We start from the raw sequence: 20651 nt of genomic DNA on the forward strand, positions 1-20651 counted from the left end.
GTGGTATCGGTCGATACTAAATTCATTCGTGGACATGGAAAAGAGTAGATTTAAAAGTAAGTAAAAAACGAATTATAACGAAATAGTATCTTCGTCTAGTAATTATTGTGTAATATACTTTCTCTGGATGAAAAACAATCTTCACTGAGGAGTTACTCTACCATGAGAAACGAAACATTGTTACTAACAAACGTGACTTTAATCGATGGAACGGGTAGGCAGCCGATAAAAAATGCAACAATAGAAGTTGTAAACGGTAGATTCGGTACCATAACAGAATATCGGGATACCCAGTTTAAGAATGGAAAGGTAAAAGAAATAGACCTGAATGGACTTGTGATGTTACCAGGATTTATTCATACACATGCGCACACCAGCTTTAAATTTTTGCAGAATGAGCCTCTTCATGGGTACCATAAAGAGTATTTAACTGCATGTTTTGAAGAGGGAATTACTACGATCCGCGACGAGGGAATGACTACAAATGCAACGATTGATGATGTTATAGCACATTCGAACAGGCTGGATAGTGTGCTTTTTCCCAGACTTATCACGTCAGGTAAAGTTTTTACGGCTCCCGGGGGATATGGAGGGCAAGAACCCATCGGTGTTGGAAATGTGGAAGAAGCCAGGCTTAAGGTTCGCGAGGTATTAGAAAAAGGGATTCACTTTATAAAGACCGCTCTTGAAGATGGATATGACCCCAGTACGTTCGGCCTGCCTAAGCTTAATCAGGAGATTCTGGAAACCATTTGTAAGGAAGCTAGGGAAATGGGAGCCCATGTGTCTGCTCATGTAACCAACGCCAAAAATCTCCGGATTCTAGTGAATTCGGGAATTCACGATGCTGCACACATGATCTATGACCGTTTAGATGATGACTTGATACGTCAGATGGTAGAAAAAAACGTTCGAATAGTACCTACACTCACTGTATTAAAGATGTTTCAAGACAAATTTGGAGCCCCTCTTTTAAAACAAGGGCTGGACAATGTCCGAAGGTTTGTCCAGGCGGGTGGGGAGATCGGCTTGGGTGATGACTTTGTTGAAGAAGAAAAACCATGGTATAGGTTAGGAATGCCATGGGAAGAAATCCGCTTGTTAGGCGATGCTGGTCTCACACCGATGCAAATAATTGTAGCGGCAACTTCAGTCGGTGCAAAGATATGTAATCTGTCTCACGAGATTGGGACTATCCAAACTGCTAAGAAGGCTGATCTATTTGTTATTGAAGGAGATCCACTTGCCAATATAGACAATCTTCGAAAGGTTAAATTCGTCATGAAAGAAGGCAATATTAGATTCTGCTAACTCCAGCTTCGGATAATAATTCATCGCGTTCGGGGCAGATAACAACAGCATTGCCTCCTACCCAATTGTCTGCTCAACACGTTCACCAGCTCCTTGCCAATGCCCTTGCGGTGGTATTCCTCACGTACGGCCGCTCCAGAGCGTCCGCTGGACGCTCCGGTTATTCGGCAATCTGTGCAATTGCCGCTTCTACTGTGACCAGCTCTTCGCTTTGCTGCGACATATCTTTAAGCCGGAGCTTGCCGTCAGCAGCTTCGCTTTCTCCGATCAGTATAACGTAGCGGATGCCCTTCGTATTCGCTGCGGCCAGTGTTTTCTTCAGCTTGCGTTTCCCGGTATCCACGGCAGTGCGGATGCCTGCAGCGCGAAGTGCTGCGGCGGCAGTCAACGCCTGCGGCATAACTTCCCCGATCGGTATAACCAGTACCCCTGAAGCTTCTTCCCGGATAGGCCGTTCTCCCAGCAACGCCATAATCGACTCCATGCCGAAGGAGATGCCCACTGTAGGATATTCGATGTCATCTCGTCCCACAAGCTTGCCAATAATAGAGTCATACCTTCCTCCACCGCCAAGACTGGAAGTATAGGCACCGGAAGCGTCGAAGATTTCATAAACGGTACCCGTGTAGAACGACAGGCCGCGGGACAGAAAAGGATCGAAGACGCAGATCTCCGCAAGTCCGATTCCTGCGATCAGCTGCTGCAAGGCCAGCACCTCCAGCAGGCCTGGCTTTCCGTCCAGCTCATATTTTACCGCAAGCTCATCCAATGAAGGGGCATCCATGTCCAGCAGTTCTTTAAGCTTGCCTGTAGCAGCCGGAGTCAGTCCTTTCTCCATAAGCTCCGCAAGTACCCCGGTGCTGCCGATTTTGGCGAGCTTATCGAGTGTCAGCATCACGGACAGGTGATCTTCAAGCGGAACTCCAGTTGCTTCCAGTATCTCGCCAAGGAAGCGCCGGTTGTTCCATTTCAGGATGACAGGAATCTCTAGTCTGCGGAAGGCCTCCGCTGCGAGCTGCATCAGCTCTGCTTCTCCCTGCGGGCCGGCGATGCCCACCACATCGGCGTCGCATTGCAGGAATTCGCGCAATCGGCCTTTTTTGACCGGTCCATCCCGGAACACCTTGCCGATCTCATAGCGTTTATATGGGAACTCCATGCCCGGATTCAGGGCGATCACCTTGGCAAAGGGAATGGTCAGATCGTAGCGCAGCCCCAGCTGGCGGCCGCCCTGGTCGGTCAACTGATACATCTCGCGGAGAATCTCGTCACCTCCCGCATATTTGGAGGTCAGCAGCTCCAGCTCATTGAGCAGGGTTGTATCCATTGACTCAAAATCATACAGCTCAAACAGTTCGGTTAGCGTGGAGCGGACTTTTTGGCGGATGGACTGCTCCCGGCCGAAATAATCATAGGTACCTTTAACATTCTGCATGTTTAGCAGCTCCTTATTATTTTTTGTGTATTGCCCAATTGTAAACAAAAAACGCGCCGGACCTCTTGGTCCCGCGCGCTTGATATGCGGCAGGGAGGCCAAACGCGAAAAGCGTCAGCCCTCCCTGAAAAATGTTCAGGAGTGCTAACGCTGCTTGTGATGATGAAGCTGATTCAGTATGATGGTTATGCTATTCATGCGAATCATGTCCCTTCAAGGCTGGATTACTGCACATTATATCGAATAATAACTTCAATAACAAGGGAGAATCATTTATGAAGGATACACAAATCATTGCCGAGGCCGAGAACTTTGCCAAAGAGCAGCTGGGACAGGATAAAACCGGCCATGACTGGTTCCACACGGACCGTGTGCGCAACACGGCGGCACTGATCGCGGAGATGGAGAATGCGGATGTGTTCATCTGCACAGTAGCCGCGCTGCTGCATGATGTGGCGGATGAGAAGCTGAACCCGTCCAAAGAAGCGGGGCTAAATAAAGTACATAACTGGTTGAAGAAGCATTTGAACGATGAGGAACAGAGCGGGCACATCATGCAGATTATTGAAACGATGTCCTTCAGTGGCGGCGGAGGCGAACCCATGTCCACACTCGAAGGACAGGTAGTACAGGATGCAGACCGGCTGGATGCACTGGGTGCCATCGGGATTACACGGGTGATGGTTTTTTCAGGGGCTAAAGGCCGCCCGGTCTATGATCCGGAGATTCCTCCGCGTGATGAGTCTCTCCAGAAGGAGTACCGCGACTATTCCAAAGGTACGGCGGTCAATCATTTCTACGAAAAGCTGCTGAAATTGAAGGATTTGATGAATACTGCCTACGGGCGCAAACTTGCGGAGGAGCGGCATGAGTTCATGCTGAGCTTTTTGGAGCAATTTTATAAGGAATGGAATCAAGGGGGCCAGAAGCTGTTATAATAATAGAATGCACAATATGGAAGGAATAACAACTACATGAGTGAATTGCAATTTAGAGATTATGGTTTGAATGAAGAGATTATCCGCGCGCTGGACGTACTGAACTATCTGGAGCCGACTGAGGTCCAGAGTAAGGTCATTCCTGTAGCCCTGAAAGGTCAGGATTTGATTGTTAAATCACAGACCGGCAGCGGCAAAACCGCATCGTTCGGCATCCCGCTCTGCGAGCTGGTGGATTGGGCGGAGAACAAGCCCCAGGCTCTGGTGCTGACGCCGACGCGCGAGCTGGCTGCACAGGTCAAAGAGGATATTACCAATATTGGCCGCTTCAAGCGGATCAAGGCGGTCGCATTGTTTGGCAAGCAGCCTTTTGCGCCGCAGAAGATTGAACTTACGCAAAAAACACATGTCGTCGTAGGCACTCCGGGACGGGTGTTTGACCATATCGAGCGCGGTACGCTGCCGCTGAACCGGATTAAATATCTGGTGATTGATGAAGCGGATGAGATGCTGAGCATGGGCTTTATTGAGCAGATCGAGCAGATTATCCAGAAGCTGCCCCGTGATCGCGTTACAATGTTATTTTCCGCCACATTGCCGGATGCAGTGAAGAGCCTGTGCCGTAAATATATGACGGAGCCGGTGGACATTGAGATTGAAGCCAGCGGCATCACGACAGCGACGATTGAGCATGCACTGATTGAAGTGAGACAAGCTGCGAAGTTTGGCCTCTTATGCGACTTGCTTACGGTGGAGAACCCGGACAGCTGCATTATTTTTTGCCGGACACAGGATCAGGTGAACGCGCTGTTCCGGGGGATGGCCGATCTGGAGTACCCGGTGGACAAAATTCACGGAGGCATGATGCAGGACGAGCGCTTTGAGGTGATGAACGCTTTTAAACGGGGCCAGTTCCGCTATCTGATCGCTACTGACGTAGCCGCACGCGGCATTGATATTGAGAACATCACCCATGTGATCAACTACGATATTCCGATGGAAAAAGAGAGCTACGTACACCGTACCGGACGCACCGCACGTGCAGGCAAAAGTGGCAAAGCCATCACCCTCGCTACGCCGAACGAGCACAAATGGGTGAAGGACATAGAGAGCTATATCGGCTTCAGCCTGCCGGTGATGAAAGCTCCTTCGGAGGATGCCGTGGCTTATGCCAAACCTGCCTTTGACGAGAAGCTGGGCAAACAGCAGGTCCGCAAGAAGGGCAAAACTGAGGTCATGAACCAGGACATCATGAAGCTCTATTTCAACGGAGGAAAGAAAAAGAAGCTAAGAGCTGTTGACTTCGTCGGCACCATTGCCAAGCTGGAAGGGATCACCGCTGAAGACATCGGGATCATCACGATCCAGGATAATGTTACCTACGTGGATATTCTGAACGGCAAAGGGTCGCTGGTATTGCAGGCGATGAAGGACACAACAGTGAAGGGCAAGCTGCTGAAGGTGCATCTTGCGAAGAAGTAGAGCAGCTGGCAATCCGTTAAGTAGCTACCCAATGTATACAGTTGATGTCCGTATGGACGTAGATGTGTAAGCTAACAGATATCACCGGTAATTACGCAGAACCATTAATATATTGCCGTATGAAAAAGCCTCCGCATAGCCTTATGGGCAAAGCGGAGGCTTCGTTTTATTTCAAAGAACTTGAGAAGGCATAGTGATATTTGAGGAAGCTCATTGAATATCGAGGCATTCCTCATGTATGAGCCTGACATGCTCAAGTTCACGTTCTGTTCTGTATTCCCGTAGATGTGGGTCCGTTTACTTAATCAAACTAAGGACCTGCACCCCCCGCCCCCCGGAAAGCCCCTCGAAACTCTTAAAGTGAATCTCACGTATTCAAGCCTCCCGTCCAAGTAACGGAGAAATAGATGGAAAAAGTAAACTTAATTTGTTAAAAATAAACTATTATGAGTTTTTATATGGAAAAAGTAGACCTACTTTAACCAAAAAACCCGGCAAGAGGGTTCAACAGGTGAATTAATGATCCTTTTTCCACCTAGCATGCTGAAGTGCATGTATACCTCAGAATTAGTGATCCTTTTTCCACCTAGCTTTTTAGCCGCGTACTTGGTTTCCAGTAAATTAAACTGTCCCTCGTGCTCAGCATGCCCAGTAAATTAATATTTCTGTTACTACTTAGCAGCTGCCGCAGATTGAAGGTTTAGTGAGCTTCCTCATACGCCCGGATCTCGATTAGCTCCGCGTGCCGGCTTCCGTTGGTTGCGTCTACGAGGACTCTTATACGCTGTGCCTGCACAGGTTCCGGCAACAGATGGATTACTTTGCGTTTGCGGTTGCCGGTGCCGCCTGTAATCTCCGTCCACTGTCCGCCAGCACCCTGGGCTTCCACCCGGTAATCACGGACCAGCTCGGGGATGACCGTAAAAGGGGTACGATGATGGTGCAGATTCACCAGATCTTCGTTCACATCATCGTTGAAGGTCAGATGAATCTCGGCAATACTCTGTTCTGTATCCCATTCCAGCTGCAGCCATTCCGGCTTACCGGCCGTGATCGGCTCCGACATCCACTGCTGCGGACCGCCGAACGGGCGGTGATAACCGTTCACGGCTTTGTCCGCCGCGAACGCCGCCGTCGGTGAGCTGAGCCGGAAGCAGAACGGCCGCCTGGCCTGGCCCTTCATCTTCCAGAGGACGACGAGCTGATCCGTCGAGTGGTCCTCCAGATCCTTCGAGATCTGCGGGTGCTCATCCTTGAAGAAGACCAGCACGCCGCTGTGCGGCTCCAGCGAATGATGAAGGCTGACCGCAGGGTTCGCCTTGATGATTACAAAAGCGTTCTGCGGCACCTCCGGCTGCCACTGCAGATCGAAGGCAACCCACTGCCGCCGCCCGGCTCCGGCAGGTGCCGTTGCCCGTGCCCGCAAGGTATGCGGCACGTAATTCTCCCCGCGGCCGGTGTCCCACAGCTCGGCCGTCACTTCCGCTGCCTGCTCCGCGTCCAGCAGCAGCTCAAAGCCGTGGATTCCCGGGTCTGCCGGGAATAGCACGGCAACATCGCTGCGCAGCGGCCAGGCTTCGCCCGGCTGCGTCAGCCCGAGCGCGCAGCGCGCGCTAGAGGCGCTTACCCGCGCCTTCCGGGCCAGATCTGCTTCATCGCTGCTCTGCAGGCCGATGATCGAAGCGTCCTGCCGCAGCAGCGTCTGCCGCAGCTCCGGCAGGTGCCGCGCTTGCAGCTCGCGCGGCGTAAGCCCCAGGCGGCTGGCGAGCGCCGCCCCGGTGCCGGCGGCTTCGCCGATGACGGCGCAAGTTGCCATCACCCGCGTCGTGCCGAAGGCGACATGGGTGGCACTGATATTGCGCCCGGCCATGAGCATATTCCGCACATTTACGGAATACAGGGATCGGAAGGGGATGTGGTACACCCCGTCCGCATGCATATGCTTTGAGCCGCTGGCATCGGCGTACATCCCCTGCGGGGGATGGAGGTCGATCGACCAGCCGCCAAAGGCCACCCCGTCCGCGAACCCGCGCTGGGTGATAATATCATTCTGGTTCAGCACGTAGTCGCCGGTGAACCTCCGGTATTCACGTTTGCCGGGCAGGGAGCCGACCCATTCCAGCGTCATGTTCTCCGCGCCGAACTTGCCGGAATTTTTGATATAGTCCCAAATGCCGTAGATGACCGACCACAGCTCGTCACGGATCATTTCATTGTCATGCACCGTGTCGTGCTCGCCGCCCCACTCAATCCACCAGTAGTGGCAGCCGGAGTCGCCGCTTTTAATAACCCGGCGGAGCGGAATCGTGGTCTCCGAGATATCCTTGGCAAAGGAAGGCGGAACAAAGTTTACCGGTACCCCCGTATCCTTCGTATAAAAGAGAATGGTACTGCCAAGCGTAATCCCGTCCGCAATTTCAGGAGCCCACTCCTCGCCGTATTCACTGCGGGCTTCCCGGCCGAGGGCGAATGTGGCCCCGGCCAGAAAGCCGATCAATCCATCGCCTGTACAGTCCAGATACAGGCTGCTCTTGAACGTGATCCGCCGCTCCGAGGCCATCATCCAGCCCACCACGGCGGTGATCGTCCGGTCATGCTCCGGGCCTTCAGCCATTACCTCATGAATATCTGTATTTAGATAGAGTGAAATATTCGCTTCAGCTTTGACGGCCTCCAGCACAACCAAATCCCATACATAAGGATTGCCTTCGGGGTTCCGGTACTGGTTCTCGATGAACAGCTCGCCCATAATACCGGTTTCGCGTGCATATCGGTTCGTACCATGTGCAGTTGCTCCGCAGACCCAGACACGCACCTCACTGCTGGAGTTGCCACCGAGCACGGGGCGGTTCTGCACCAGCGCCACTTTTTGCCCCAGTCGGGCTGCTGCGATGGCTGCACATACCCCGGCCAATCCGCCCCCGATTACCGTAATGTCATTGTTCACTAGCTCCTGCTTCATCCCTACAGCACCTCATATCGGTTGATGTTTGAACATATCTATAGTTTCATAATGAAGCTGCCACTTTACTTTTTAAATGCATGTATTTATCATTTAGCATGTACTTTATTTCAGAGCAGGGAGGCGGGGCATGGAACTGTTGGACCATATCTACTGGAGGCAGAAGAGGGAGTTTGCGCTGCCGTGGGACCGCTATGTAGCATGGGTGGTTTTTGCTGTTGAAGAGGGTGTGTTCCGCTTTGAGATTGGCGGGCACTCGGGGGAAGCGGGATTTGCAGATCTAGTGGTCTGTCCGCCGGGAGTCCCCTTCGTTCGGGAAACGGTCACGCCCCTGACCTTTCATTATATCCAGTTCACTGCGGATGCCGGATGCCGGCTTCCTCCAGGTCTGCTTCATTTGAATGACACGAAACGGCTGAGCTCCACTTATGCCTATCTGCGCCAGCTTGCCGAGGACAGCAGCCCTGAGTCGTTGGGATGGAAAACGCACCTCGTAGCGGATTTGTGGCAGCTGTACCACATGGAGAGCAGAGAGGCTGCAGGGGTGGGCAAATTTACGGAAGATGCCCTGATGGCGGATGCGGCAGCGGCCATTACTGCACAGGCCTGGGAACCGTTAAGTCTGCTGGACACCGCGCGGAGCCTGGGGCTGAGTCCTGTGCAGCTGACTAGGCGGTTCCGTGAAGCATTCGGGGAAACGCCATCCTCGTACCTGAAATCCATACGTCTAGGCAAAGCACGCACGCTGCTGAAGGACAGTGAGCTAACCCTGGCACAGATCGCCGAACGCTGCGGCTATGAGAACGGATTTTATTTAAGCAGAGTGTTTACGAACGCCTCTGGAATGAGCCCGGCAGAGTACCGGAAGCGGCACAGGGTATAGAGGAGAGGCCAGAAGGTGACTTTTTCGGCTGCAAAACCTTGGGGAATACCGTTGATTTTAAAAAAAGTAATCGGGTCGGGCCGGGTCTGGAGCTATAAACTGCTGTACCTGCTGCCGCGCTACGCATCTCATTATTCGGGCGTAGCGCCCATAAGCTGTTTAAGACTTATATGATATTACACCACAAAAAACCTTCCGTAATCGCCTTTATGCTGAGGCGTCTCACGGAAGGTTTTGCTTGTTCAGCATGCTCATGAAGAGCTACAGATAGACATTCTGTAAGGACGTTTGACTTTATGAAGTCTTTCGCCTATGCATTATACTGCGCCTGATACAGGCGGCTGTAAGTGCCTCCGGCATTTACCAGTTCCTCGTGACGGCCTTCCTCGGAGATGCCGTCCTCGTTCACGACGATGATCCGGTCAGCATTTTTGATGGTTGTCAGACGGTGGGCGATCACAAGGGTTGTCCGTCCAACAGACAGGTCCGCCAGCGACTGCTGAATCGCGGCTTCCGTCTCCGTATCCAGTGCCGAGGTCGCTTCGTCCAGAATTAGGATCGGCGGATTCTTCAGGAACATCCGGGCGATGGCGAGCCGCTGCTTCTGCCCGCCGGACAGCTTCACACCGCGTTCGCCAATAACGGTATCCATTCCGGCAGGCAGGCCGTTAATCAGTTCCTCCAGATGCGCGCGTCTCGCTGCCTCCCAGATTTCCGGCAGCTCGGCATCGAGTTTGCCGTAGGCGATATTCTCGCGGATCGTGCCGGAGAAGAGGAAGACATCCTGCTGCACAATCCCGATTTGCTTCCGCAGCGCATTCAGCTTCATGCTGCGGATATCGGTTCCGTCAATGGAAATATAGCCGCCGGTCACATCATAGAAGCGGGGCAGCAGGCTGCAAATAGTGGTTTTACCTGCGCCGGAGGGCCCGACGAAAGCAATGGTCTCACCGGCATTTACCTTCAGACTGATGCCATCCAGCACCGGACGGCCCGGATCATAACCGAAGCTGACACGGTCAAAGACGATATCTCCGCGGAGGGCGTGGACATCCACAGCGCCGGGCTGATCGGCGATATCGGGCTCTGTATCAATGACCTCAAGGTAGCGTTTGAAACCGGCAATGCCTTTTGGATAGCTCTCAATGACCGCATTGATCTTGTCAATCGGCCGGAAAAAGATATTGGACAGCAGAATAAACGCAACAAATTCGCCAATCTCAAGCTCACCCTGAATGAAGAACCAGGCACCGCAGACCATCACGACGATCGTAATCAGACGGGTCATCATATAGCTGACTGACAAGCTTTTGGCCATCAGCTTATACGCCATGAGCTTGGTCTTGCGGAACATCTGGTTGTCGACGGCAAACAGATGTTTCTCATACTCCTCATTGGCAAAAGATTGAACCACGCGGATTCCCCCGACATTGTCCTCAATCCGGGCATTGAAATTGCCCACATTGCTGAAAAGCTGGTGATACGTGGAGGTCATGTTACGGCCAAAATGGATAATGATCCAGGCCATAAGCGGAACAATGATGAAGGTAATAACCGCCAGCTTGAGATTGATATCGGCCATCAGGATAAATGCGCCCACGAGGGTCATCACGGCGATGAACACATCCTCCGGCCCATGATGCGCCACCTCGCCGATATCGTTGAGATCATTCGTAATCCGGCCGATCAGATGACCGGTTTTGTTGTTGTCAAAGAACCGGAAGGATAATTTCTGAATATGATCGAACATTTTTTTGCGCATATCGGTCTCGATGTTGATCCCCAGCATATGCCCCCAGTAGGTTACAATATATTGCATTGCGGTATTTAGCGCGTAAATGGCCATCAGGGCGATGCAAGCGATCAGAATCAGCGGCCAGTCCTGCCCGGGCAGCAATTCGTCGATGAATTTATTAACCGCCACTGGAAATGCCAGCTCCAGCAGACCGGCTCCCACCGCACAGGCGAAGTCGAGAATAAATAATTTTTTGTATGGACGGTAATAGGAAAAAAAACGACGCAGCATCTCTTATTCACTCATTTCTTTATAGTGATATTTCACTGTTGAGAGTCATTCTCAATAAGAACCTCATGTTAAGGATACTAAAGAGGGTGAAGTGTTTTGTCAACGGAAAGATATTTTAAGTGGAGAACGAAACAGTACCTGCGTATTTTTGTCTAATCACCCAATCCTCAGCTGCTTTATGTACATAGTGTAGTGTATACAAGCATAAAGGAGGAATTTACATGAGTGAAAATGGAAGAGGATACGGTGCATTTACTTCCACTGGCGCAATTCTGGTACTGTTCATCCTGCTCGTTATCATTTCTAAATCCCTCTGGGTATAATTAGTGATGTGTCTCCAACTGTAAAGCCAGTCCCACAGACTGGTTTTTTTTATTGTGTATGGCGGAAACTTTGCCGGAAAATTTGTGCAGAGCATTCTTGGAGGGGATATAATGTAACAATGTGATTATTACATAGAACAGCCTTATTACCTGGACAAGCCTTTGGAGTGTAAGGGTGAAAGACTGCAATCGGGAGGACAACATGAAAGTAAAACATCAAGATGCTGCATTACCGGAACTGGGCAAGGCCCGGCCGGACAAGGAAGCCAGCCGTATTCTGCTGATCGTGGGGATTATCTGCGTCGCTGCGGCTCTTCGGGCTCCCTTCACCTCCGTTGGACCATTGCTGGGCATGATCCGTGATGATCTGGGATTGTCAAATACACTGGCGGGAGCGATTACCACGTTGCCGCTGCTGGCATTTGCTATGCTGTCACCTTTTGCGCCACAGCTGGCCCTGCGGTTTGGCACCGCCAATGTTCTTGTGCTGGCCATGCTGGCCTTATCCATGGGCATTCTGATCCGCTCGGGTTCGGGAACGGCCATGCTGTTCGCAGGCACAGCGATAATCGGGTTGTCCATCGCCGTCTGCAATGTACTGCTGCCGGGACTGATCAAGGGAAGATTCCCGGAGAATATCGGACTTATGACCGGGGTTTATACCCTATCCATGAATATCTGTGCGGCTGCTGCCTCAGGCATCAGCGTCCCGCTGGCACAGCATGCCGGATTCGGCTGGCGGGGGACTCTGGCGATGTGGTTTATTGTGGCCGCGCTGGCGACCCTGTTCTGGATTCCTCAGATGCGGAATATGACGAGGGGCGGCAGTGAGGGTAAACGGCAATCCTCCGTTCAGCTCTGGCGGTCTCCGCTAGCCTGGCAGGTTACCCTGTTCATGGGGCTCCAATCGCTGCTGTATTACGTGCTGATTGCCTGGTTTTCCGTGATATTGGTTGAACGGGGGATGACCTCCAGCCATGCGGGCTGGGTTCTATCTCTCATGCAGCTGGCCCAGCTGCCGTTTACTTTTTTCGTGCCCCTTTGGGCGGGCAAAATGAAAAACCAGCGCAGCCTGGTGCTCATTACATCCATTCTTTTTATGATTGGAATTCTCGGGGTATGGCTGGGCAGCAGTGGCTGGATGGCAGTTTGGGCTATCTGCATAGGAATTGCCGGCGGGTTTGCCTTCGGCCTCGTCATGATGTTTTTCAGTCTGAGGACCCGCAGCACACAGGAAGCCAGCGGGCTGTCCGGTATGGCCCAATCGGTGGGGTATCTGCTTGCTGCAATGGGTCCCGCCCTCTTCGGACTGCTGCATGACGTGACCCATAGCTGGAACGTGCCGCTGGCATTACTTGCTGTGGCAAGCATTTTATTGTTCATAGTAGGACTTGGAGCGGGCAGTAGCCGTTTTGTGGGCGACAAAAGATAAACTCAGTAAAGTGTACCTGTGATAATTTTATAATCAATGGCATCCATGAAGACCAAGTGATATCTTGTGTAATGCAGTCCAGAATTCGCTATCCACTTTAGCTTAGTAAGATATTCGTTCTTTGCTCCATAAGCTGCAACAAAATTCTCTTGCAATTGATTGGCAAAGAGAGTATAGTCTTATATACAGCGATCAAAACGCTGAAGTTCATAATGTGCGGTCATGGCGGAATTGGCAGACGCGCTGGCTTCAGGTGCCAGTGATAGCAATATCGTGGAGGTTCGAGTCCTCTTGACCGCATCACCTTACAAATATGGTTCGTAGTTGCTTAGGCAATTACGGACCTTTTTTACGTGGATTGGAGACTTAAGCTATTGCTCATGACTTGAGCATGGGCATGATCTTGTTCTTCAAGAAAAATGAATGGAGAGCATATTCCAATAGAATAAGAAAAAAGTATAACCAAGGCTCATGAGTGCCAGCAAATAACGGCCGTACGTAACAAGCCGGTGCTGAGCAGGATTCGAACGATGGAGGCTCGCAGTCCTAACAGCAAGGGTGATCGCAGCGGCGGAAGCAAGAAAAGGCAGAGAGGAGAAGCCCCAGGCATACCATGCCGGGTATCCGAATGTCATTACTTGTGAGTTCCCATACAGGAATTGGCCTATCAGGAAGACTGAAAAGACTGCCGCGATACATCCCACATGTCCGGGACCGTGTGGTCTCTTGCGCAGCATCAATCGCAGCAGGCTTCGAGCCAGAGCAATAATTGTGATGAAGATCCACAACAAGCCAACACCTGCGTAGACGGCAAGAAGGGTGGCGGGTTGCTGTACAAACGGCGGCTCTTCCTTAATGGTTACCCCTTGGATAAAGGTCAGCTTCCAGGGGCCGTGCTGTCGATGGAACCAGATGAAGTCTCCGCTGTCCTTGTCACGAAACAATCCTGTTCCTGCAGGAATATAGGTTTTGGTTTGCTCCGATCCAGTTCCTTCGGGAAAGACTCCATTAACCAGCAGCGACTTCCCGGTGCTTTGCACTTCAAAGTTTCTTCCGCCCAGCCATCTAAACCATTTGCCCCAGCCATGCTGAGGCCCCAGACCGATGGTGTATGTCCGCACATATTGCTCCAGATCGGGGGAGGGGGTAGAGACAATTGGAGCAGCCTGTTTTTGTTCCTCCGGCAGCAGGCGGACAATGGCATCTGTCACTTGATCGCGAAGAGGCTTTCCTGATGAGACTGCGTTGCTCACAACAAATATACCAAGTCGATACTTGGGTATAAGCTCCATCTTGGCAGAATAGCCATCGATGTCGCCAGTATGCGACAGGGAAAGCAGGCCACTTTTTAAGCGGTTTCGAAATAAGCCGTAGCCTACGCCCTCCACATCCGGATGCTCTGTAAACTGCCTTGCCTGCATTTCATTTATGCTGGTCCGTTTTAGAATATGCTGTTCCCGGTAGCCTCCTTCGTTCAACAAAGCCATCATGTAGTGAGCCCATTCATCAGGTATCACACTGAGGGCTCCCGCCCCCGGCAGATTCAAGTAAGAATAGGGGATTTCCTGATACTTTCCCTTCTGATACTGATAGGATTTGGCCATGTTCCTGTCGTTCTCCTGATGCAGCAGGCTGGCACTTGGCATTTGAAGAGGATCGAATAAGCTATGTTTCATATAAGTCTCAAGCGTGCCTCCCGTCACCTGTTCGATGAGGAAGCTGGCAAGCCCCACTCCGGCATTACTGTAAGCATATTCTGTCCCAGGCTCCCGAACAGGAGGTTGCTTGTCGAGATATTGCCGCAAAAAACTCCCAGCCGGTATAACCTTGTCCGGTGATTGCGCTGCCAGATGATAGATAGCTTCATCCAGGCCAGCCGTGTGAGTCAACAACTGGTGCAGGGTAATGGGGTGATTCTTGTAGAGGGGCACCTTGAAGCTGGTCAGATAGGTGTTAATATTCTTATCCATGGACAGCTTCCCTTGCTCTTGCAACTGCATGACTGCTGCTGCCGTGATGGACTTGGTGAGCGAGCCGATCCGCATAACTGTCTGAGCGGGATTAACAGGAATCTGCTTCTCCATATCGGCATAGCCATAGCCTTTGCTGAATACAATGCGATTGTCCTTCGTCACTACGACAGCAGTGCCTGGAATATGATCGGCCTTCATGATTCCGCTGAGGAGCGGAGTCAGAGTCGCTTCCAGTCGTTCCTGCGTCATTGCGTCATCTCCGCTGGCTGCTTGCGCAGCAGACACCCCTCCGAAAATACTCATCCACACCATAACAGAAATACTTACTACAGATTTCAAATTCACTATCAGAACCTCCCAGACAGATATGTGCAAGTCTTCTGGAATAAGAATAAGGGAGCATTCTTTCAGAGCCATGTCGCCAATCTTACAATAACCTTAAATCGCTGAAAACAGCCCGGGATATGATAAACTAATGGTCATGGAAGCTGGATGAATGAGGAGGCTGGGATGTGCAGCGAACGGTACTGCTCGTCGATGACAACCCGGAAATTGTAGAGCTGTTGAGACTTTTTCTGGAAAAGGAAGGACTGCGCGTTATAGAAGCCTATAATGGCGCTCAAGCATGGGCATGCATTCAGCAGGAGCCCGTTGATCTGGCCGTGCTTGATATTATGATGCCTGAGCTTAACGGTGTTCAATTGCTGCAGTTGCTCCGCACGGAGTACAAGCTGCCGGTAATATTGCTGTCTGCCAAGAATCAGGATAGTGACAAGATTCTTGGCCTTCGTCTTGGAGCCGATGATTTCATCTCCAAACCGTTTAATCCCTTAGAGGTTGTGGCCCGGATTCATGCAATGCTTAGGCGTACTTATGACTTAAATGAACCGGCAGCACTTGGTCAGGAACCTCCGGCGCAGAGCAGTATCGGTGAGCTGACGCTTGACCATGGGGACTGCGTGGTATACAAGTCAGGGCGGGAGATACCGTTGACCGCAATCGAATATAAGCTGCTGTCCACGTTTATGAACGCGCCGGGGCGCATTTTTACCAAGAAGCAATTGTTTGAGCAGGTCTGGTCGGAACAATACTATGAGGATGCCAACACCATTATGGTCCACATCTCCAGATTGCGCGATAAGGTGGAGGAAGCTCCGAAGCAGCCCGTGTACATTCGCACGATCCGGGGACTGGGGTACAAGTTTGCCAAAAAGGATGATTTCCGCTGAAAAAAACAAAGCTGATCTCCAAGCTGATCCGATCCTATGTTTATTTTGCCCTTACTTTGGGGCTGGTTGTTGTAGTCTTCCTGATGCTGGTTATTGACTTGAACAGCCAGACTATTGAGCTGACATTACCCATGCTGCTTCTGCTGCTTGCGCTGTTTGGCATGAGCATTTACATATACGGCCTCTGGACGGCGAAACGGGTTACCAGGCCACTGGAGCATATCGCAGAAGCCATAGAGAGAATGGGCAAGGGACAATATAACGAGCGTCTCCTTATAACGGGGGATTATGAGTTCTCGGTAATTCAGCACCGGTTCAATGAAATGGCGGAGTCTCTGGAACAGGCGGAGAAGGAGAATCGCAGGCTGCAGGAAGGCAAGCAACGGATGCTGGCCGATCTGTCCCATGATCTCAAGACACCGATAACAACCATACAGGGTTATGCCAAGGCATTCCAGCTGGGGCTGGTTGATAATGAGGAAAAGAAAGAGCGGTATCTGCAGCTCATGTACAATAAGGCAACTCTGGTCACTGAGCTGATTGATGATCTGTTTAGACTTTCCAAGCTGGAGCGTACGGAATATCCTGTGTTGTTGGAGCAGGGAGATCTAGCAGAATTGCTGAGAAAAATTGCGGCTGATTATTATGATCCCTTTGAAGAAAAGGGTATGGCTATGGAAATGGATATACCCCCGGGTGAGGTATTGGCCAATTATGACTCTGCTCTCATGGGTAGAGCCATAGGTAACCTGCTGTCCAACGTTCTCCTGCATAACCCTGAGGGTACAGAGGTCTATATCGCACTTGAAGAATTGGCTGATGAAGTAGTGATAACGGTTCAGGATAACGGTGTTGGGATCTCTGATGAGCTGAAGGATGTAATTTTTGAGCCCTTTGTACGTGGAGATGCGGCCCGGCCGGGAGATGGGGGAACCGGATTGGGGCTGGCTATCACCAAGCAAATCATGGAGCTGCACAGAGGTGTGCTAAGACTTGATAACCGGAACGGCTTGACCGTATTTGGGCTGGTTGTCTGCAAAAAGCTCAGTACCGGGGAGTAAGCACCGGGAGTCAAAAACGAGACTGTTACACCAGAAGCATCTTTTCCGAAAAAAAGGTATACTAGGATTAGTTTCAGTCCCCACTTTCACAGAGGAGGCTCTATCACTTGACCGACATACTCTTTAAGCATCTGTTTTTGCGGTCCTCTATAGGGTTCGCAGTAGTCTCCACGAAAGACGGTACCATGATTATGGCGAATCCCGCGCTCTGCAGTATGTTCGGGTATTCGGAAGCAGAAATGATGAATCTCCGTTACCTGGATATTGCGTACCCGGAGGATAAGCCTGCTGCTGATCATGATATGATCATGCAATATTTGCTGCGCAGTCCCGGTGCGGCTGTAAATAAAGAGAGACGTTTTGTGCGCAAGGACGGCAGGATCATTTGGATTGCATTACATATTTTCTTAACGTTTGATGAGACTACCGGTGATCCTCTTCACCTAATCGCCGAATTGACGGAAATTACAAGCCGTAAGCTCGCCGAGAAAAAGATTGAGGAGGACCGGCTGCTCTATAATCTGATTACGCAGAATACACCGGATATGATTTCCTTTGCGGATGCGGACGGAACGGTACGCTACGTGTCTCCATCCGTTGAGAAGCTGCTTGGTTACCCGATGGAAGAGGTGATCGGCAGGAAAAGACCGGATTTCTATCATGAAGAAGATGTGATAGAAATGACTGAGCACGGGAAGGCATATTCCGACAGTGATGTGTTTACCCGCCGGGCCCGGCATAAGGATGGGCATTATCTGTGGCTCGAAAATTCATTTCAGGTGATGCGTGACAGCGATGGGAATGTAGAGCAGGTACTGACTATTGCCCGTGATATCACAGAACGCAAGAAATATGAGAATATGCTGGCAACTGCCCAGGCGCTGGGCCAGATGGGTTCATGGGAATGGGATTCCCCAAGCAGGCAAATGACCGTTTCGAAACAGCTGCGGTTAATTTTTGATATGTGCGAAAATGGCGAAATTGGCACGCACAGCCATATTGATTATTTGCAGCTGTTAGCCCGCGTGGTTCCAGAGGACCTGGCGCAGCTGCGGGTGGAGCTGCACAAGACATTGAAGTCCGGGGTTAATGGTCAATATGTGTTTAGAATTGAGAACGAGAAGGGCGAGCGCAGGGTTATTTATACCTACTGGGAAGTCGTGCTGGATACAGCAGGTAAAACCTTACAGGTGAATGGGATTGTACAGGATATCACCGAACGCTACCGGATGGAGGAGCAGCTTCGTGAGAGTGAGCGGAACTACCGGCTGATTTCTGAGAATTCATTGGATTTTATCTCCCGGAATACCACGGACAGCGAGGCTGCTTACCTGTATGCATCGCCAGTTTGCCAGCCTATGCTAGGTTACACACCAGAGGAGCTGGAAGGCTCGAGTGGCATGCAGTACGTTCATCCGGATGATGTTGACAGAGTTCATTCTTATCTGCAGAAGAGCATGGAGGGCAGCAAGCTGGAGCCAATCAATTTCCGCTTCTTGTGCAAGGATGGCTCTTACTTATGGGTGGAAACGACGCTGCGCCATATCAGTGCAGGCCCGGGTGGCATGGCCGAAATGGTCTGTGTCACCCGCAATGTGTCCGAGCGCAAGCAATATGAACTGAAGCTGCTGGAAAGTGAGAACCGTTATAAATCCCTATTTGAGTATAATCCGTCCGCGATCAGTGCGATGGATCTGGATGGGCATATCCAGTCACTGAATGCCAGTCTCCAGCAACTGAGCGGCTATCCGCGCGGGAGTCTTCTGCATTCCAGTTACAGCGAGATTATTGACCCGGAAGAGCTGGATTTTGCCCAGGAACGTTTTGAGCAGGCAGCGCAAGGATTACCTCAGACCTTTGAGAGCAGACTGATCCACAGGGGAGGTTATCCGGTTGAGGTCAGCGTGATCTATGTGCCGATTATGGTGAACAGCCAAGTCGTGGGTGTGTTCGGTATTACCAGTAACATCACAGAACGCAAACGCCATCTGCAGCAGATTGAGAAGCTCAGCTATGAGCATGCGCTGATTCTGAATTCGGTCTCCGAAGGTATCTTTGGTATGAATCTTGAGGGCGAAACGATGTTTATTAATCCGGCTGCATCGACGATGCTGGGGTATGAGCCAGGTGAACTGGCGAGGAATATTAAGCTGCATACCGTGGAACAGACATGGCTGGACGCCGAACCGTATACCAGCGGACGGAGGTCGCTATCGGACTCCCTCGCAAGCTATCTCTCATACGAGGACAAGGAAGGGGTGTTCTGGAGACAGGACGGTTCCAGCTTCCTGGTGAAATACCGCATGTCTCCATTATTTGATCATGGGGAACGGAAGGGCGCGGTTGTCGTCTTCCGGGACATTACGGAAGAAAAGGCTATTGTAAGGGCAAAGGAATCAGCGGAGCAGGCAGACCGGGCCAAGTCGGAATTCCTGGCAATCATGAGCCATGAGCTGCGTACGCCGATGAACGGAATCATTGGCATGGCGGATCTTTTGGCTGGAACTGAGCTTGATGAAGAGCAGGAATACTACACACAAATTATCAACAAAAGCAGCGAGACCTTGCTGCATATTCTGAACGAGGTGCTGGATTTCAGCAAGATTGAAGCCGGGATGATGACGCTGGATCTGCAGACAGTAGATCTGTCCCAGGTGCTTCAGAATGTGACCGAGCTGTTTTATCCAAAAGTCAAGGAAAAGGGCCTGCTGCTTCATACTGAGCTGGACCCGGATTTACCGCTACTTGTGGTGACGGATGAGGCCAGATTGCGCCAGATTCTGGTGAATCTCCTCGGCAATGCAGTGAAATTTACCGAAGAGGGCGAAATTCACATTACTGCGAAGCTGCAATCCATTGCCGATACCGGTGATCTGGTTGTTAAATTCACTGTGAAAGATACAGGAATCGGCATTCCGCAAGGCAGCCAGGGCCTTCTGTTTCAGTCCTTTTCCCAGCTTCACCCCTCGATCAACCGCAAGTATGGCGGCACAGGACTTGGACTGGCGATCAGCAAAAGACTGGTGGAACTGCTGGGCGGAATGATCGGTGTAGACAGTAACGAAGGAGAAGGGGCGGAATTCTTTTTCACTATCCATGTTTTCCTGCCGCTGTCGGAACTTACCTATGACCAACTCTCCATAAGTGCCGCTGGTGCGAGTAATGAGAAGAACGCAGGGGACAGAACCTCCTCGGAGGGTGAATACGGTCCGTTGTCTATCTTGATTGCTGAAGATCACCCGGTGAATCTGCAATTGCTTCAGGCCTACCTCAAAAAGCGCGGATATTGCGCCGATGTGGTGTTGAACGGGGAGAAGGCTGTTGAAGCGGTGCGCTCACATCATTATGATCTGGTATTCATGGATATTCAAATGCCGCTCATGGACGGGATTGAAGCGACCAGCATCATCCGCCACGAAATGGGGCAGACTCCGGTTATTGTTGCTGCAACAGCTTTTGCCCGCAAAGAGGACAAGGAGCTGTGTCTTAGAGCGGGTATGCAGGACTTTATCTCCAAGCCGATCTCACCGGCTGAAGTAGATAGAGTGCTGCGGGAATGGTCCGCCCATATCCACAGATAAGGTGTGTTTTTTTGA

General features: G+C 51.2%; 14 protein-coding genes and 1 tRNA gene. 10 read left to right on the forward strand and 5 right to left on the reverse strand.

Annotated features, from left to right (window positions below):
* Window positions 1-162: 162 nt before the first annotated feature.
* Window positions 163-1311, forward strand: coding sequence for an amidohydrolase family protein (locus tag A3848_RS16660; protein WP_074086044.1), 1149 nt, complete (start codon window positions 163-165; stop codon window positions 1309-1311).
* 20 nt (window positions 1312-1331) lie between these two features.
* Here the strand turns inward: A3848_RS16660 and A3848_RS33440 are convergent, their stop codons facing one another.
* Together A3848_RS33440 and A3848_RS16665 are read right to left on the reverse strand one after the other, a co-directional pair.
* Window positions 1332-1475 (reverse strand): GNAT family N-acetyltransferase, encoded by a 144-nt coding sequence (locus A3848_RS33440; RefSeq protein WP_371916095.1) that lies wholly within the window; start codon window positions 1473-1475, stop codon window positions 1332-1334.
* Window positions 1472-2746, reverse strand: a complete 1275-nt coding sequence (locus A3848_RS16665; RefSeq protein WP_074086045.1) for a histidine--tRNA ligase — start codon at window positions 2744-2746, stop codon at window positions 1472-1474. The genes A3848_RS33440 and A3848_RS16665 overlap by 4 nt, the downstream gene beginning before the upstream one ends.
* Window positions 2747-3021: 275 nt before the next feature.
* Between A3848_RS16665 and A3848_RS16670 the strand changes: the two genes are divergently transcribed.
* Entirely contained in the window at window positions 3022-3684 is a 663-nt protein-coding gene (locus tag A3848_RS16670) for an HD domain-containing protein (protein WP_074086046.1), read from the forward strand.
* A 36-nt stretch (window positions 3685-3720) separates the two neighbouring features.
* A complete protein-coding gene (locus tag A3848_RS16675) occupies window positions 3721-5166 on the forward strand; it encodes a DEAD/DEAH box helicase (RefSeq protein ID WP_074086047.1) in 1446 nt (481 codons plus the stop codon).
* 700 nt (window positions 5167-5866) lie between these two features.
* On the opposite strand, the gene A3848_RS16680 is transcribed toward A3848_RS16675, so the two are convergent.
* Window positions 5867-8128, reverse strand: a complete 2262-nt coding sequence (locus A3848_RS16680) for an FAD-dependent oxidoreductase (RefSeq protein ID WP_074086048.1) — start codon at window positions 8126-8128, stop codon at window positions 5867-5869.
* Between the two features lie 130 nt (window positions 8129-8258).
* Here A3848_RS16680 and A3848_RS16685 point away from each other — a divergent pair, with 130 nt between their 5' ends.
* Window positions 8259-9011 carry an AraC family transcriptional regulator gene (locus A3848_RS16685; protein WP_074086049.1) on the forward strand — a complete coding sequence of 251 codons (753 nt, stop codon included), beginning with the start codon at window positions 8259-8261 and terminating at the stop codon, window positions 9009-9011.
* Window positions 9012-9321: 310 nt separating this feature from the next.
* Here A3848_RS16685 and A3848_RS16690 read toward each other — a convergent pair whose 3' ends face one another.
* The gene (locus A3848_RS16690; protein WP_074086050.1) at window positions 9322-11037 is read right to left on the reverse strand and encodes an ABC transporter ATP-binding protein; all 1716 of its coding nucleotides are present in this window, start codon (window positions 11035-11037) and stop codon (window positions 9322-9324) included.
* A gap of 221 nt (window positions 11038-11258) precedes the next feature.
* Between A3848_RS16690 and A3848_RS32675 the strand changes: the two genes are divergently transcribed.
* The 3 genes from A3848_RS32675 to A3848_RS16700 all read left to right on the forward strand — a co-directional run bounded on the left by A3848_RS32675 (window position 11259) and on the right by A3848_RS16700 (window position 13092).
* Window positions 11259-11360, forward strand: a complete 102-nt coding sequence (locus A3848_RS32675) for a YjcZ family sporulation protein (RefSeq protein ID WP_208619463.1) — start codon at window positions 11259-11261, stop codon at window positions 11358-11360.
* Between the two features lie 202 nt (window positions 11361-11562).
* Entirely contained in the window at window positions 11563-12792 is a 1230-nt protein-coding gene (locus A3848_RS16695; protein ID WP_074086051.1) for a CynX/NimT family MFS transporter, read from the forward strand.
* 216 nt (window positions 12793-13008) lie between these two features.
* A tRNA-Leu gene (locus A3848_RS16700) sits at window positions 13009-13092 on the forward strand.
* Window positions 13093-13202: 110 nt separating this feature from the next.
* On the opposite strand, the gene A3848_RS16705 is transcribed toward A3848_RS16700, so the two are convergent.
* Window positions 13203-15110: a serine hydrolase domain-containing protein gene (locus tag A3848_RS16705; protein ID WP_178382022.1), complete on the reverse strand. Its 1908-nt coding sequence runs from the start codon at window positions 15108-15110 to the stop codon at window positions 13203-13205.
* A gap of 167 nt (window positions 15111-15277) precedes the next feature.
* On the opposite strand from A3848_RS16705, the gene A3848_RS16710 reads away from it, so the two are divergent.
* The 3 genes from A3848_RS16710 to A3848_RS16720 all read left to right on the forward strand — a co-directional run bounded on the left by A3848_RS16710 (window position 15278) and on the right by A3848_RS16720 (window position 20636).
* The gene (locus A3848_RS16710; protein WP_074086052.1) at window positions 15278-15994 is read left to right on the forward strand and encodes a response regulator transcription factor; all 717 of its coding nucleotides are present in this window, start codon (window positions 15278-15280) and stop codon (window positions 15992-15994) included.
* A gap of 83 nt (window positions 15995-16077) precedes the next feature.
* Complete coding sequence (locus tag A3848_RS16715) at window positions 16078-17055, forward strand: HAMP domain-containing sensor histidine kinase (protein ID WP_256702423.1); 978 nt, start codon at window positions 16078-16080, stop codon at window positions 17053-17055.
* A 107-nt stretch (window positions 17056-17162) separates the two neighbouring features.
* Window positions 17163-20636, forward strand: coding sequence for a PAS domain S-box protein (locus A3848_RS16720; RefSeq protein WP_074086054.1), 3474 nt, complete (start codon window positions 17163-17165; stop codon window positions 20634-20636).
* The last annotated feature ends 15 nt before the right edge of the window (window positions 20637-20651 follow it).

The sequence above is a fragment of the Paenibacillus sp. P32E genome, from assembly GCF_001909085.1.
Taxonomy (GTDB): Bacteria; Bacillota; Bacilli; order Paenibacillales; family Paenibacillaceae; genus Paenibacillus_AQ; species Paenibacillus_AQ helianthi.